The following is a 16500-nucleotide window of genomic DNA, read 5'->3' on the forward strand; positions in this document are numbered from 1 at the left end:
CAATACTTTTAGCTGTGTTTATTTAATCAACCACGACTTGGTTTCTTCCGTTTTCTTTTGCTTTATAAAGTAATTTATCTGCATGCTTAATAAGAACATCTAGTGTGCTTTTTAAAGGGCTACTTACAGAGGCTCCCACACTAAAAGTGATTTTTGTATCACTAGGAAGGTCTTTTATATTACTACAATGCTCGGTAAATCTAGTGGCGAGCTGGTCAAAGATATCTCGAATAGCTAGTTCGTCAACCGAATTTAGTGCAAACAACCATTCTTCGCCGCCGTAGCGGCCAAACTGATGATCACCACTTAGTGTTTCTTTTGCAGCCTTTACAAAGGAAATAAGAACTAAATCTCCAACATCGTGACCAAATTGGTCGTTAACTTTTTTAAAGTAGTCTAAGTCAACAATTGCTATCGTCATTTTACCTTCATCAAGCTTTGCTTCTGCGGCGCGCATTATTCCTCTGCGATTAGGGCTATTTGTTAGATAATCTGTTAATGAAATATCGTGATATTTTTGACGTTGTCGAGCTTGCCGATAAAATAAAAATAATGAAGCAATCACTAAAATAAACGCTATAGCAGCGCTAAGTCGCCAAATTATTTTTTGTTGGTACTCTTCTTTAGCTTGTAGTTCACTAATGTCTTTTGCGTACTCTAGTTGCTGTATTTTTTCTTCTTTTTCTTTTACTTCAAACTGTACCTGTAGTGTTTTTATATTACTTTCACTGGTAGCTTCGTAGTGTTTTTTTGTATAAAGAAGCTTTTGTTCAATTGCTTCAAAAGCCTCGTCAGTGTAGTTGAGGCGTCGCTTTAGCTCATAGCGTTTACTTAAAAAATCGGCTTTATAAATACTGCGGCTGAATTTATCTAAGTTTAAAAATACCTCATCGTTTGCTTCATTTGCTTGATCAAGTAAATCTAGTTTTATATATATGTCAGCTAACAAAATGAGCGATGCGAGTTGCATGTCGTGTACACCTGCAGAACGAGCAAGCTCAATGTTCTCTTTAGTTAAAGTTAAAGCTTTATCGTAGTTTGCTTGTAAGTACTCAATGCTAGCAATTGAGTACTGAGCAAAGGTTAAGCCTTTTTGCATATTAACTTTTTTGAAATAGAGCAATGCTTTGTCTAGGTATATTAAGGCATCTTTAGGTTTTTTTATCTCCAGCAATACATTGCCTAAACTCCAATATGCTTTTGAGGTAAAAAGCCCATCTTGTGTTTGCTCATATGCCGCAACCGCTTTTTTTGCATAATATACGGCTTTGTCTTTTTCGTTTAGATAATTATATGCATCGGCTATTTTTCTAAAAAAGTATCCCTGAGATGCTGAGTCGTCATCTTTTAATGCTAATTCTAACCCCTCTAGTGCAACATTTAGGGTCTTTTTCAATGCATCTGTATCGGTGTAATAGTAAGCAAGTGCTCGTAAAATAATGATTTTTTCTTTAGTTGAATGCTGTTGCAAGCTCTCTTCTAATTTTGTGGCTAGCGTGTGTGCTGGAGCTGGGTTTGCATCCCTCGCTAGAGACTTGAGTTGTGATTCGAGAAATAATAAATATACACTTTTTTGGTTTGGTAACTCTTTGTTCTTTAAGTAATAGGATAAGTGAGTATTTAACGCTGTGTATTTTTCTTGTCTAAAAAGTAACTCCGCATACAAAGCGGCCGCTTCTAGATGAAGCTTTTCCCAATTTTGATCTTTGCTTATTTTAAACGCTTGAGTGAGTTTGTCTCCATTTTGAAGATAGTCTAATTCATTTAGTTTTATGTTATTGATGAGAGTTTGAGTCGTGTCAAAGTCTAGCGCATGTGAAGTTGCATTTAATGAATCGCCATTAGCAGAGGCAAGTTTACTAAAAAGTAAAAATAAAAGGAGAACAATATACTTTGCCCATAAAGTATTACCTAAAATCTTTATTTGTGTATTGTTAGCCATGTTAATCCTTTGCTGATTTATTTTTATTATTGAAATACTTATTCACAGTGCTTAATAAACTTGGGTTTGAACAGTTTTTTTATACTTCTCATTGAAAAAATAAGACCACAAACGATATCAATTTAATTAATAAAAACAAACACATTATATAATATAGTCGCTGTAGTTATGTGTTTTATTAAAAATCAGCGGCTACTTCAAACTCTAATCGTTTAAGCGTAATAGGGTGAGTAAATGCTAAGTATTCTGCATGTAAATGTAATCGTTCGGCTTTTTGCCCGTAATGTGTGTCGCCTATAATTGGCATGTTTAAACCTAAGCTGTGCGCACAATGCACTCTTAATTGATGAGTTCGCCCTGTTTTAGGGTATAACTGTAATCGGGTAATATTGTTGTTACGCTCTAAAACCTGCCAGGTAGTAAGTGATGGCTTACCGTGTGTGTAACACACCATTTGGCGCGGTTTATCATCAAAGTCGAGCACTAAGGGTAAATCAATTACTCCGCTATCCTCAGCTACGTTACCATTAACTAATGCGACATAACGTTTATCTATAGTGCGGTCAATAAATTGCTTTTGCAGTGCTTTGTGCACGCGTTTATTAAGTGCAATCATCAATAACCCAGAAGTCGACATATCTAACCTGTGCACAATTAGTGGGCCTGATGCCTCTGGAAACTGCGTTTTGATTCGCATATAAACTGAGTCTTCAATATTTACGCCAGGCACAGATAAAAACTCAGCTGGCTTATTTACCACAAGTAAGTCGTCATCTTTATAAACAATATTTAAATCTTTACCCTGAGCTGGGTTGATAAGTAGCGGGTTATCTTCAACATCTAAACCCTTTAGCATGTGCCCAAGTATTGGTTGGCATTTACTGTAACAAGAAGGGTAGTAGTTTTTATGTTGCCTAATTGCTGATTTAGGTGCAGCTCCCCACCAAAACTCAGCCATAGCAAGTGGTTTTAAACCATGCTTATAGGCGTATTGTAATAATTTAGGCGCAGCACAATCGCCAGCACCCGAAGGAGGAGTGTGCTCAGGCAGTGCTGCAAATATGGCATTTAAGTCTGTAGTTTCTCCATTTGCATTTAAAAATTGGTACTGTGCAAATAGCTTTTTTTGTAAGCTTTTAGAAAGCGTTTTACGGCGTTTTTTTAAATGAGCAATTTCATCAGAAATATTGATGTGTGTTTGCTCCAGTGACTCGATTATATTTTGCCAATAGGCTTTAAGTGCCAGCAGTTGCTTTTTTTCTACGATACTTTGCCCTGCAAGCTTATTTTTTAACTGCTCAAAATCACTTTCGCTAAGCTCTAATTCGCCTTCTGTACGTTGTATTTTTCGTTGCTGGCGACCGGCTTGCATTACTGCCTGTTGGGCTAATAGTGCTTGCTGGTAGCTTTGTGTTGCATCATCAAGTTTGCTATTAACTTCATGTAGTTGTTCGCTATTTTCTAATTGCTCAATTTGAGCATTAATATCGTTAATTATTTTACTTTGAGCTAAATAGCTATCGTCTTGCAGTTGCATGCTAGAAACTGGCGGTACAAAGCTAATATTGGCTTTATCACCTTCAATTTGCCCCGAATAAGCACTTAAAAAGCCTAATTGTTGCTTAGCATTTTGCACCACTAAAACCCCAAACATTTTACCGGCATTTTCTGCTTTTAAATGCGTTAACGTTTCAAGTTGTTGCTGTAATTGTTTTGTGGCTGCTACAGCTAATGGTTGCGGCTCGTAATAAAAAGGGAAAGTAAACTTTTCAGGAAGCGCGAGAGAATCAATATTTTGAGAAAATAATGTAAAGCAAGAAGCAGAATTTGACATAGAAGTAAGAGAAAAGCATTCAGTAAAATAATTGAGCGCATAATAACATATTCATAGTTAAGCCACTAAAAATCTCGCATCCGCATATTCATAAACACTTTAAAGCGGACATTCATGTTTTGTGTATCAGTATGAGGGCGTAGCAAACCTAGGAGTATCGTTTGTTAGTAAAGTCTCGGTAGCAATATATCTATCATTATCAAAATATTTAGGCTTATCGATTCTCAATAATTGAGCGCATTTCGAAACGATGACTTACTTGATAGATTAGAGGCGAAAAATCAATTTACAGAATAACTGAATATTTAGGAGTTCTATATTATGAGTCAAAATATCGCAAGTTTTATCACTAAAACCCTTGAACAAGCTGGCGTAAAACGTATTTGGGGAGTAACTGGCGATTCACTTAACGGCATTAGTGAAAGTCTGCGAAAAATGGGAACAATTGAATGGCTAGGTACGCGACATGAAGAAGTTGCCGCATTTGCAGCTGGTGGCGAAGCCCATTTATCAGGCGAGCTTGCGGTGTGTGCGGGTTCTTGCGGGCCAGGTAACCTTCATTTAATTAATGGCTTATTTGATTGTCAGCGTAATAATGTACCAGTATTAGCAATTGCCGCACATATTCCTTCATCTGAAATTGGTAGTAGTTATTTTCAAGAAACCCATCCGCAAGAATTATTTAAAGAATGCAGTGTGTATTGTGAAATGGTGTCGAGCCCTGAGCAAATGCCGTACCTGCTAGAAACAGCAATGCGACAAGCAATACTAAACAAAGGCGTGAGTGTACTTGTGCTACCTGGCGACATTGCATTAAAAGATATGCCTAAAGCTATTAAGCCAAAATGGAACGTCCCAAAGCCAGCAACTTATACCCCCGCTTTATCTGATATTGAAGCGATGGCGACTCATCTTAATAAAAGTAAAAAAGTAACCTTATTGTGTGGTGCTGGTTGTAAGGATGCCCACGACGAAATTGTTGCGCTAGCCGAAAAATTACAAGCGCCAATTGTGCATGCCATGCGCGGTAAAGAATTTATTGAATACGATAATCCTTACGATGTTGGTATGACCGGATTTATTGGTTTTGCATCGGGCTATCATGCAATGCAAGAAGCCGATACGTTATTAATGATTGGTACTAGTTTCCCTTATCGTGCTTTTTATCCCGAAAATACCACCATATTACAAATTGATAATCAGGCTGCGTCACTCGGGCGACACGTGCAAATTGACTGTGGCGTGTTAGGGGATACTAAAAATTCAGTGACCACACTGCTTGATTATATTAAAGGTGAACGGACAAGTTCGCACTTACAAAAATGTGTTAAAAATTACAAAGAGTCTCGACAAGATCTTGATGAACTTGCCAGTGGCAAAACCTCGCAAAATTTAATTCATCCGCAATACCTAACACGTTTACTCAACGAGCAAGCGACTGACGATGCTGTTTTTACTTGTGACGTAGGTACGCCAACAGTGTGGGCTGCGCGTTATTTATCAATGAATGGTAAGCGTCGCTTAATTGGCTCGTTTAATCATGGCTCTATGGCAAATGCGATGTCGCAGGCAATGGGGGTTCAATCTGTTGATAGAGACCGCCAAGTCATTGCAATGTGTGGTGATGGTGGCTTTTCGATGTTAATGGGGGATTTAATCTCACTTAAGCAGCTTAATTTACCAATAAAGATTGTTGTTTATAATAATCGCTCACTTAGTTTTGTGGCTATGGAAATGAAAGCCAGTGGGTTTTTATCAAGCGATACCGATTTAGAAAACCCAAGTTTTGCTAACATTGCACAGGCCTGCGGCTTAAAAGGGATTCATGTGGACGACCCTGAAAAATTACCATCGGCAATGAACGAGATGATGAACCACTCAGGACCTGTTGTTTTAGAAGTCGATACTGCAAAACAAGAGCTTTCAATGCCGCCGCAAATCAAATTAGAGCAAGCAAAAGGCTTTAGTGTTTACATGATGAAGGCGCTGATAAACGGCAAAGGAAACGAGATTGTAGAGCTTGCCAAAACTAACTGGTCACGCTAGTTAGTTACTTCCCTATTGAGTATTTTAGCTCAATAGGGAAGTGCCAAGTAATAATCCTCACTATCATCTTTTATTATTAATAAGCTAGGGCTGCTGTTTGTAAGTGATTGAACCGAAATAGAAAATAATATATGGTTTATCATTAAATTAATAAAAACACGCATAAAATACCTCTACTCATAGAGGGAACGGAGCAATAATGAAATGGAAATCGGTTTTACTGTCGCTGGCTGTTTTATGGCTTATTCAAGCTCAGCAAAGCAGTTTACGCACCAGTGAATACGCAAATATCTAGCCTATTGCAAGTAAATTCAACGCAGTTAGCGCTGAAAATAGCTGCTTGAGATAGATATATTATCCAGAGTTTAGGTTATTTAGAAAGCGCTGAACTGTTTTTACGTTGGAATCACTATGAGGTTTTTGAGTTTGACTCAAGTGCAATGTAATGAGCTAAAACATTTAGCATTGGCCTCAATTGCTACTTGGTAGTTGTTTTTAGTTTAATGTTTTACTCGCTTTACTCAATTAAAGTAAAGCGAGCGCTCAGTATCAGTTACAAACTCTTTTTAGGCGGTAGGGCTACGTTTGCAAATATTAGCCCTGCAACAAGCGACATAAATATTAAAAACGTTTGCTGGCCTATATGCTCTGCGTATATAAAGTCTTGGCCTTCAATGAGTGAGTTTAAGCCAATATAGGTTTTGCTACCTGGTACTAATACAATTAAGCCTTGCATGGCCACAATAGAAGCCGGCGCATTAGCAACACGGTTAAACAAGTTACTAAATATACCTACCGATAAAGCACCCACAAACGTACCTAACGTGTAATCAAGGTACATAGCCGAGCCAATACTGGTGCCATACGCTATAAAGCCTGATGCAATAGACCAAACAGCGTGCTTAAGTTTGGTTCTAAAAATAACGATTAAGCTGCTACAAAGTAAAAATATGGCGAGCCATGCTGTCCACTTTGGTAATGGTTCAGGTTGTACAAAGTCAGCTTGCCCAAAGAGTGCAAAGCCAATGCCTATGCCAATAAAACCGCCAAAATAGAGTTTAAATAACAGCATAAACGAGTCCATGACTCTTGCTGTACCCGACACTAAATGCCGCGCTGCAAGCTCTGCTAAGCCAAGCGCAAGTGCTAAACCTGGTATAAATACAATAATGGCCGAAAGTACCACCAAGCGTATGTTTATTTCAGGTGTTATATACACGCTTACTGCACAGGCAAGTATTGCCGATATTATGGCTACCAATGGCTCAAGCATATGGGCTACGCGTTTTGAGCGTCCCGACCAAAGCACAAACAAATAAACAACTAAAGTAAGAAGCGATGACCAAATAACATCAGTCCAGCTAGTACCCATTAACATTGCAAACGCACCACCAGAAGTTGCAAACGCAACGCCCGTAACAAGTTTATTGTATGGGTTTGGCATGTCGTAGATAGCATCTAGCTGGGCGTCAACTTCTTGTAAAGTTAGCTTGTCGTCAAGCATTTGGTTTACAAGGTCGTCGGTGTCGGCAAGTGAGCCTAAATCGTGATCGCCAGGGTCTACACGCGCAACATGGGTGTACTCGTCTTCGTGGCCATCAGTCCAAATAACAAACGTTACCGAAGTTGGCGACATAACAAACGACGATTTAAGTCCTAAATATGTAGCCACTTCCATTAGGTGGGCTTCTAGGCGGTAAGCAGGCGTACCATACTTGTGAAGCATTTTACCCAATTTAACGATAAATTTGCGTTTTTCTGTAAAGGTTGCAGTTTTCAAATCTTTTTGGACCAAATATTGCGATAACTAAGCTAAAAATATAGACAATACAGCTAAAACTGCCCACGTTTGATGGGCGCGATTTTAAACACTAATTGGTGTGTGTCTAGTCATTTTTAATCTAATTTTTTATTTTTTTCAGCTATCCATTGCGACATGTATTGAGTGCTGCGCATTGTATGATGTTTGAGCATTTGGCCTGTAAAGTTTTTTTCGCGATGAGCCTCTAAATCGCTACTTATTGAATCGATTTTTTTAATTAACACCGTACTCAATTGTGCTTTATCGTAAAGCGTATTAAGGAGCGTGTTGCCATCTTGCTGCGCTTGTTCAAAGTCACTTTGATTGGTGTACATTTCAACAGCAGCATTGGCAAAATCGTCGGCGGTGTTGGCTATTTTACCAGGCCATGGTAAATCGTTATGCATGCCCTCTGCACCAATATAGGTGGTAACGCTGGGTGTTTGCATAATCATGGCTTCAAGTAATTTACCTTTAATGCCTGCACCAAAACGAAGTGGTGCTAAACATACGCGTGCGCTTTGCATTACATCAAACGCATTATCGGCCCAGCCTTTTATTAAAAACCCTGTTTTAGGGTTATTTAGTGCCGTGGCTTTTGGTGGTGGGTAGGAGCCATAAATATGTAGTTCTGCTTTTGGGAGTTGCTTGCGAATAAGTGGCCATATTTTTTGTAAGTAAAGTACAGCATCCCAGTTTGGTGCGTGTCTAAAGTTACCTATGGTCATAAAGTGCTGGCGCTGCTCAAACGTTTTTGTACTTGTAGGCAGTGAGCTTAAATCGACCATAAATGGTAAATGGTGTAATAAGCTTGGCTCTATTTTAAATACGCTGTTTAGCAGGCTCATTTCATAACTTGAAATAATTAAGCTTAGGTCGCAGCGTAAAATAGCGGCAATTTCTCGTTTTGCTATGTCTGAGTGTAAATCGCTGGTTGTAAACTCGCGCTCACCTTTAAAGGCTTCGTGGCGAGCGTTACGCAAACATTGTAAATCTTCGGTATCTAATATTTTAATGACATTTGGGCAATGTTTATCGACGCGCCAGCCAAATTGTTCTTCCATCATAAAACGGTCAAACATGACTATGTCTGGGTTATAAGCTTTAACGTATTCGTCAAAGCTATCGCAGTTTAGTGCAATGCTTTGGCTGGTTATACCAAAGTCGTCAAGGTTTACCATGTGGTCGGTGCGCTGCGCGGGCGTTGCAAATTCAACGTCCCAGTTTTGCGCTCTAAATGCATTTAATAACGACATCATGTGCGTTCCCGCAGCAGACGAATTTGGCTCTGGCCATACGTAGCCAATTACCAGCACTTTTTTCATTGGCTAGAATCTCTAATTTGTAAGTTTACATTTACCAGTGTTTTTACTGGCGGGGCTGTATTTTGTAGTAGCTCTTGGAGTATTAAAAGGCACCGCTTAGCTATATCAGTTGTACTAATAGCCACGGTGGTTAAGTGATTATTTATAACCGCGCTATTAGGAATGTGGTGGCAACTCACTACTTTAATAGAGTGATGAGTTAATGAGTTAATAGCGGCAATAACACCTTGAGCAATAATATCGTTTGCACACACCACTGCGTTTAATGTGGGGTTGTGTTTATATGCTTCTATAAATGCATTTTTAGCGCTAAGGGCTGTGTTTACTGCGCAGTCAATGGGTGCTAATGGTGTAATGCTGTGCTGCGCGCATGCGGTATTAAAGCCACTTTGCAGTGCTTGTGAATCACTTAAAGTAAGTTCACTGCTTATAAATGCTATGTTTGTCACGCCTTGTGCGAGTAAATGCATACTGGCTACGTGGCTGGCTTTTTTATAGTCGGGTAATACACAAGGAGCTGCGCTAAAGGGCACTTCACTCATTAAGGTAATTACTTTGTGTTGCGCGCTGAGCGCATCAAGCCATTTGGGGCAAGTATTAGCAACGGGGCAAATAATAAATGCAGCCGCGTTGTATTCTTTTAAGTTTTTAACTGCGTTTGCTTGTAGCTCAAGGCTATTATTACTGCTTACAATCATGGCTTGTAAGCCATTGTCGTTTAACAAAAGTTCTAAGCTGGTAGCAAGGTGTGCCATAGCTGGGTTAGTTAAATCATTTATTACTATGGCCACTAAGTTAGAGCGTTTTGAGCGCATAGCAGCGGCATCACGATTATAAACGTACCCTAGCTCATCTATCGCTTTGAGTATTTTTTGTTTACTTTTATTGCCCACTTTATCGCTTTGGGTAAGTACCAAGGATACGGTTGATTTTGATACACCAGCACGCTCTGCAACATCAAAAATGGTGACTGATTTGGCTTTGTTATGCATTGTATTTTAAGTACCGCAGTGGTGAATAAATAGCGCTGTAGTTTAGCTTAATCAGCACTATTAAGTCACCTTTTAGAGGTGTTTAACTTACCTTAATACTTTATGAACAAAGCAAAACGTGTTTATATACGCCTATAAGAGTAAAAAATAACAAAAGGATAAAAACATGAGCGCTTTTAGGCTGTTAGTTGTCTTTATTTGTTGTGCGGCATTAGTCCCAACAAGTTACGCCGAGCAGGGCTATCAAACCCCATCACCCGAACTTGCAGCATTGGTTGACGCTAAGTTAGCACCCACTAGTTACTTATCGAGCGATGGCCAGTGGCTAGCGCTTTTTGAGCGCAAACGTGTAGTAACCCTTGATGAACTTGCAAAAGAAGAGCTTAAGCTTGCAGGTATTAAGCTAAACCCCGCTAATTTTTCGCGCTCTCGTGTGAGTGCCAAATTTAGTGCCGTGGAGCTAAAGCATGTTCAAAGCGGGTCGGTTATTAGCATTAACAACTTACCTAATGGCATTATCCGCTCACCTAAATGGTCATCTAATAGTAAATATTTAGCCTTTGTTGTTGAGCAACCAACCCAAGCCAACTTATGGCTTTACAGCGTTGAAACCAAACAAGCAAAAGAGTTAACTAGTGCTGCGTTAAATTCGGTACTAACTGCATCGCCATATAAATGGCTGCCAGATAGCAGCGCCATTGTTGCAAATCTTGCTGTTAATTTTGGTAAACCAAGGCTTGAAAATAACAGCCAAAATGTAGTGCCTGTTATTCAACAAAGTACTGGCGAAAAAGCGCCAGCACGTACTTACCAAAATTTATTAACCAGCCCGTTTGATGAATCACAGTTTAAGTTTTACGGCCAAGGGCAATTGGCTTACATAACGCTTGATGGCAATACTCAAGCAATAGGTAGCCCTTCTTTATTTAAATCGTTTTCGGTATCACCTGATTCTACCAATATTTTAGTTGCCGGTATTAATAAGCCGTTTTCGTATCAAGTGCCTTACAGCCGCTTTGCAAGCACGTGGCAAATATGGGGCATGCGCGGCTATGCATTAGCAGAGCTGGCAAAACAGCCACTTGCCGATAATATTCCACAAGGTTACGACAGTGTACGCACTGGCCGCCGTGATTTTGAATGGCGAGCCGATCAAGGCGCTGAAGTTATTTGGGCCGAGGCGCAAGATGGCGGCGACATGAAAACCGACGTTGAGCATCATGATTATGTTTACAGCTTACGTGCACCATTTAAACGCGAGCCCAAATTATTTGCCAAAGTAGAGCGCCGTTATGCGGGAATGGAGTGGGGCAACGAAAACGTAGCAATGCTGACAGACTGGCGCTTTAGCGATCGCCAAGTACGTACTTACATAGTGCAACCACGAAATGCCGACAGAAACCGCGTGCTATTTTCAGAGCGTAGTTACAACGATGCGTACAAAGACCCAGGTAATGCAATTTACGAGCGCAATGATTTAGGCGCAAACGTAATTAAAATTGTAGGCGGGCGTTATATTTACCTGCGCGGTAATGGTGCTTCAGAGCAAGGTAATGTGCCGTTTTTAGATAGGTACGATGTTAAAACAAATAGCAGCAAGCGTTTATGGCAATCACAAGCGCCATACTACGAGCGTGTTCGTTCACTACTTGATGACGAAGGTGAGCGCTTTATTACTATTCGCGAATCTAAAACTGAGCAACCTAACTTTTTTATACGTGATTTAGATAACGACACGTTAACGCAATTAACGACATTTGAGCACCCGTACCCTGCATTTAAAGGCGTAACTAAAGAGCAATTACGTTATAAACGCGACGACGGTGTTGAGCTTTCGGGCACGCTTTATTTACCACCAGGGTACGATAAAACACAAGGCCCGTTACCGGTACTTATGTGGGCTTATCCACTTGAATACAAAGATAAAGCCGTTGCATCGCAAGTACGCGAATCGCCTTATGCGTTTACCTACATTGGTTATTGGGGCCCAATGCCTTACCTTGCTAAAGGGATTGCCGTGTTTGACGACCCTAAAATGCCAATAGTGGGTATTGATGGCAGCGAGCCAAACGATAACTTTAGAAAGCAGTTAGTATCAAGTGCGCAAGCAGCTGTTGATGTATTAGTTAAAAAAGGCATTGCCGATAAAAACAAAATTGCCATAGCAGGGCACTCGTATGGTGCATTTATGGTTGCTAACTTATTGGCTCATAGCGATTTATTTAAAACAGGTATTGCCCGCAGTGGCGCGTATAACCGCACATTAACACCGTTTGGTTTTCAAGGAGAAGAGCGTGATTTTTGGCAAGCACAAAGTGTGTACGCTGATATGTCGCCGTTTTTCCATGCTGAAAAAATTAACGAGCCAATGCTAATGATCCACGGCCAAGAAGACCCTAATTCGGGCACTTTCCCTATGCAAAGTGAGCGCATGTACGCAGCGCTTAAAGGCTTAGGTAAAGACGCTCGCTTAGTTATGCTCCCTTATGAAGCACATGGTTACCGCGCACGTAAAAGCTTATTACACGTACTGTGGGAACAAGAGCAGTGGCTAGATAAATATTTGTTAAATGATAAAGCAGAGCCAGTAGAGGTTATTACTGACCCCGTGGTAAGTGCTGGGCAATAGTAATAAAAATGAGTAAGTAACAGCGCGGCTACTTATAGCCGCGTTTTTGCTTTTAACATGAGAGTAAATTAATGATTGATGTAGCAGCACTTGCGGTTTTTATTCCTACGTTCTTTTTTGTGTCGATAACGCCTGGTATGTGTATGACCCTTGCCATGACACTCGGTATGAGCATTGGCGTGCGCCGCACATTATGGATGATGATAGGCGAGCTGTTAGGTGTCGCAAGTGTTGCCATAGCTGCGGTATTAGGTGTTGCAAGCGTAATGCTAAATTACCCAGATGCGTTCGCTATTTTAAAGTGGGTAGGCGGTGCGTACTTAATTTATATTGGCGTTAACATGTGGCAAGCCAAAGGAAAAATGTCGGTCGATACCTCAAAACCAAGTGACGTAAGTAGGAAGTCGTTATTTACGCAAGGTTTTGTAACCGCAATTGCTAACCCTAAAGGGTGGGCGTTTATGATTTCACTACTGCCACCCTTTATAAGTGTTGAGCATGCTGTAGCCCCTCAGCTTTTAGTATTGCTTGGTGTTATAATGACCACCGAGTTTTTAAGTATGTTAGCTTACGCAACAGGCGGTAAAAGCTTACGTTTATTTTTAAGCCGTGGTGATAATATTAAATGGATGAACCGTATTGCGGGTAGCTTAATGGGGTTAGTTGGAATTTGGCTTATTTTTGGTTAGCTCAAAAAGTGGTTGATATTGTCAATTAATTTGTTATAGTTGATTTTGTCATCTATTTAACGCTTAAGGCATGCCCAAAAATGAGTACCCCCGTATCAGCAAACCCAGTAATGGTTGAGCCTAAAAAAACACCTGTAATTTATAAAATACTGGTTATGGTAAGTATTATTACCTTAATTGGCGGTACTCTAACTGGCATTATGACTTATGTGAATGTGGGTGTTACAGAGCATTTTTATGCAGATTGGTTTACCTCATTTATAAGTGCAGTATTGGTTATGGCGCCTGTTGGTTTTGTAATGATGACCTTAATGCATAAGCTAGTTAATAAGTTATTGCCTAGTAGTAGCGAGCTAAAACGTAATTTAGTGATTAGTGTTTTTATGGCGCTGATCATGGAGTCGGTTATGGCGTTTGTTACCGCTACTAATAATATTGGCTATGCAGATATGCGTGTATTTGTAACTGGATGGGCTGAAGGGTTATTAGCCGCATTACCAATAGGTTTAACTATAATGCTGATAATGTCGGTTACGGTAAAACCTAAAATAGAACGCTTTTTAAAAAGCTAATAACAAAAAAGAGCCATTGGCTCTTTTTTGTTATTTAGTTTTTACCTGCTCTTTAAATTGCACGATTCAAAAAAGGTGCTGTTCGGCTTATTTTAGATTGGGCTACCTCTGTAGGTTTCCCTTGCGCTACAATTAAGCCGCCTTCTTCGCCAGCACCGGGTCCTACATCAATTACCCAGTCACTATTGCGGGCTACTTGCATATCGTGTTCAACCATAATAACGGTGTTACCAGCATCTACTAATTTATTTAGCTGCGCCATTAACATTGATACATCGGATGGATGCAGGCCTGTAGTTGGCTCATCAAGAATATAAAGTGTGTTACCGCGCTGCGTACGTTGCAGCTCGGTTGCTAATTTAATACGCTGGGCTTCACCGCCCGAAAGCTCAGTGGCAGGTTGCCCTAAACGTAAATACCCAAGACCAACTTGCATAAGTGCATCGAGTGATCGCAGTATTGCAGGCTCATTTTCAAAAAAGGTATATGCCGATTCAACCGTTAAATTTAGAATATCGCTGATGTTCTTATCACGATATGTAACCTCAAGTGTTTGCTCGTTATAACGTTTGCCATGACACACTTGGCAAGGTGAATAAACGCTAGGTAAAAACAGCAGCTCTATACTCACAAAGCCAACGCCTTCACAGTTTTTACAGCGACCTTTAGCAACATTAAACGAAAAGCGACCAGCATCGTAACGGCGCTCTTTCGCTTTTTGGGTAGAAGCAAATAGTTTACGCACATGATCAAATAAACCCGTATAGGTAGCTAAGTTTGAACGAGGGGTACGGCCAATCGCTTTTTGATTTACGGTAATCAGGCGGCTTATATTATTTATTCCTTCAATGATTTTTCCGCTGGTGTGTGTTTGCAGCTCTTGTTCGAGTAAGTCGGCTTCGTCGGTTGGCGCTTCCGGTATTACTTTTTGCCCAAGTGCTTCGTAAACAAGTTCTACTAACGCTTGGCTTACTAGGCTTGATTTACCCGAGCCCGAAACACCAGTAACGGTTGTCATAACACCTAGTGGAAATTCTGCATTGAGTTTTTTAAGGTTGTTACGCTCAATATCTGCCAATTTTAACCACGCTTTTGGCTGCCTTTGCTCCTTTTTTTGCGCGCTGTTTTGAGTAGACTCTTGACTGGCGTTTTTAGCAAAAAGGTGGCGGGCAGTGTGCGAATTTTTTACTTTGCTTAACCCTTCAACAGGGCCGCTGTAAATAATGTTGCCACCATGCACACCTGCATCAGGGCCTACATCAACAATCCAATCGGCATGTTTAACAACGCTAACATCGTGTTCAACAACAAATACAGAATTGCCAGCCGCTATTAACTCGTCGAGCGCTTTTAAAAGTGCTTGTGTGTCGGCAGGGTGTAAACCCGCTGAAGGTTCATCTAGCACGTAAACCACCCCAAATAATTTAGAGCGAATTTGTGTGGCAAGTCGCAATCGTTGTAGTTCTCCGGGTGAGAGCGTTGGCGTTGTACGCTCAAGCGACAAGTACCCTAAACCAAGCATGGTTAGTGCTTCAATACGGGTGAGTATATCGCTGGCAATGCGCTGCGTAACAATGGCTTGCTCTGGATTTTTTGTATTCTTATTTACTTTGGTGCTGGCGGCATTACTTAATTTTTTAGCAAGTTCGTTTAATGTAAGTTGAGATAGCTCGCCAATATCGAGCCCTGCAAATTTAACACTTAACGATGCTTGTTTTAATTTTTTACCTTGGCAAGTAGGGCACTGCGATATTTGCATAAACTGCGATACGCGCTTTTTAGTACGCGGGCTTTGGGTAGTAGCAAAAGACTGTAAAACAAAGCGTTTAGCGCTTGAAAAAGTTCCCATGTAGCTTGGATCTTCGTTATTTTTTATCGCATTTTGTGTTTGCTCATAGGTGTAATCTGGGTATACCGGCACACTAGGTGTTTCGTCGGTAAATAAAATCCAATCCCGTGCTTTTTTAGAAAGTTTGTTCCAAGGTGTGTCTATGTCATAACCAAGCGAGGTAAGTATACGGCTTAGGTTTTTACCTTGCCATGCTGGTGGCCACGCTTCAATGGCGCGCTGGCGAATAGTTTTTGTATCATCTGGCACAAGTAGCTTTTCGGTTACTTCAAACACTCGGCCTATTCCTGAGCATTCTGGGCACGCACCTTGTGGCGTATTCGGCGAAAACGCATCGGCATATAAAATACTCTGCCCAGCTGGGTAATCGCCAGCACGAGAGTAAAGCATGCGTAGCGCGTTAGAAATAGTTGTTATGCTGCCAACGGATGAGCGAACCGAGGGTGCGCCGCGTTGCTGCTGCAAAGCAACGGCAGGCGGTAGCCCTTCAATAGAATCAACATCGGGTTCATCAACTTGATCTATCAACCTTCGGGCGTAAGGCGATACTGAATCAAGATAGCGGTGCTGCGACTCAGCAAACAGCGTTCCAAACGCAAGCGACGATTTTCCAGAGCCCGATATTCCTGTAAAAACAACCAATGCGTTACGAGGTAAATCAACGTCTACATTTTTCAAGTTGTGAACGCGTGCGCCTCTTACTTGAATGCTGTTACTGGGATCAGATAAATCCGTTGTTGAGTTTTTATGTGTGCTTGCCATACGTTTATACTCCTGTTTAATCGCGATTTTTACTTTAAGTTAGCTTTGAATTATTTACT

10 protein-coding genes are annotated in these 16500 nt (G+C 40.6%); 4 read left to right on the forward strand and 6 right to left on the reverse strand.

Features of this window, described 5'->3' with window-relative positions; all coding sequences use genetic code 11:
- Positions 1–22: 22 nt before the first annotated feature.
- Together H5090_RS07360 and H5090_RS07365 are read right to left on the reverse strand one after the other, a co-directional pair.
- Positions 23–1942, reverse strand: coding sequence for a GGDEF domain-containing protein (locus tag H5090_RS07360; RefSeq protein WP_182695386.1), 1920 nt, complete (start codon positions 1940–1942; stop codon positions 23–25).
- Positions 1943–2120: 178 nt separating this feature from the next.
- Entirely contained in the window at positions 2121–3776 is a 1656-nt protein-coding gene (locus tag H5090_RS07365; protein ID WP_182695387.1) for an RluA family pseudouridine synthase, read from the reverse strand.
- Between the two features lie 321 nt (positions 3777–4097).
- Between H5090_RS07365 and poxB the strand changes: the two genes are divergently transcribed.
- On the forward strand, positions 4098–5822 hold the full coding sequence (gene poxB, locus H5090_RS07370; RefSeq protein ID WP_182695388.1) for a ubiquinone-dependent pyruvate dehydrogenase: 1725 nt from the start codon (positions 4098–4100) through the stop codon (positions 5820–5822).
- A 553-nt stretch (positions 5823–6375) separates the two neighbouring features.
- On the opposite strand, the gene H5090_RS07375 is transcribed toward poxB, so the two are convergent.
- From H5090_RS07375 to H5090_RS07385, 3 genes are all read right to left on the reverse strand, one after another.
- Entirely contained in the window at positions 6376–7602 is a 1227-nt protein-coding gene (locus H5090_RS07375) for a threonine/serine exporter ThrE family protein (RefSeq protein WP_002960134.1), read from the reverse strand.
- Positions 7603–7718: 116 nt separating this feature from the next.
- Positions 7719–8948, reverse strand: a complete 1230-nt coding sequence (locus H5090_RS07380) for a glycosyltransferase (RefSeq protein ID WP_182695389.1) — start codon at positions 8946–8948, stop codon at positions 7719–7721.
- Positions 8945–9940, reverse strand: coding sequence for a LacI family DNA-binding transcriptional regulator (locus H5090_RS07385; protein ID WP_182695390.1), 996 nt, complete (start codon positions 9938–9940; stop codon positions 8945–8947). Before H5090_RS07385 ends, H5090_RS07380 begins: the two co-directional genes overlap by 4 nt.
- 166 nt (positions 9941–10106) lie before the next feature.
- Between H5090_RS07385 and H5090_RS07390 the strand changes: the two genes are divergently transcribed.
- From H5090_RS07390 to H5090_RS07400, 3 genes are all read left to right on the forward strand, one after another.
- Positions 10107–12569, forward strand: coding sequence for a prolyl oligopeptidase family serine peptidase (locus tag H5090_RS07390; RefSeq protein WP_182695391.1), 2463 nt, complete (start codon positions 10107–10109; stop codon positions 12567–12569).
- Positions 12570–12640: 71 nt separating this feature from the next.
- On the forward strand, positions 12641–13258 hold the full coding sequence (locus tag H5090_RS07395; protein ID WP_182695392.1) for a LysE family translocator: 618 nt from the start codon (positions 12641–12643) through the stop codon (positions 13256–13258).
- 80 nt (positions 13259–13338) lie between these two features.
- Positions 13339–13830 (forward strand): DUF2798 domain-containing protein, encoded by a 492-nt coding sequence (locus tag H5090_RS07400; protein ID WP_182692473.1) that lies wholly within the window; start codon positions 13339–13341, stop codon positions 13828–13830.
- Positions 13831–13882: 52 nt separating this feature from the next.
- On the opposite strand, the gene uvrA is transcribed toward H5090_RS07400, so the two are convergent.
- Positions 13883–16441 carry an excinuclease ABC subunit UvrA gene (uvrA, locus tag H5090_RS07405; protein ID WP_182695393.1) on the reverse strand — a complete coding sequence of 853 codons (2559 nt, stop codon included), beginning with the start codon at positions 16439–16441 and terminating at the stop codon, positions 13883–13885.
- Between the last annotated feature and the right edge of the window lie 59 nt (positions 16442–16500).

Source organism: Pseudoalteromonas sp. SR43-5, from assembly GCF_014163835.1.
Classification (GTDB): Bacteria; Pseudomonadota; Gammaproteobacteria; order Enterobacterales; family Alteromonadaceae; genus Pseudoalteromonas; species Pseudoalteromonas distincta.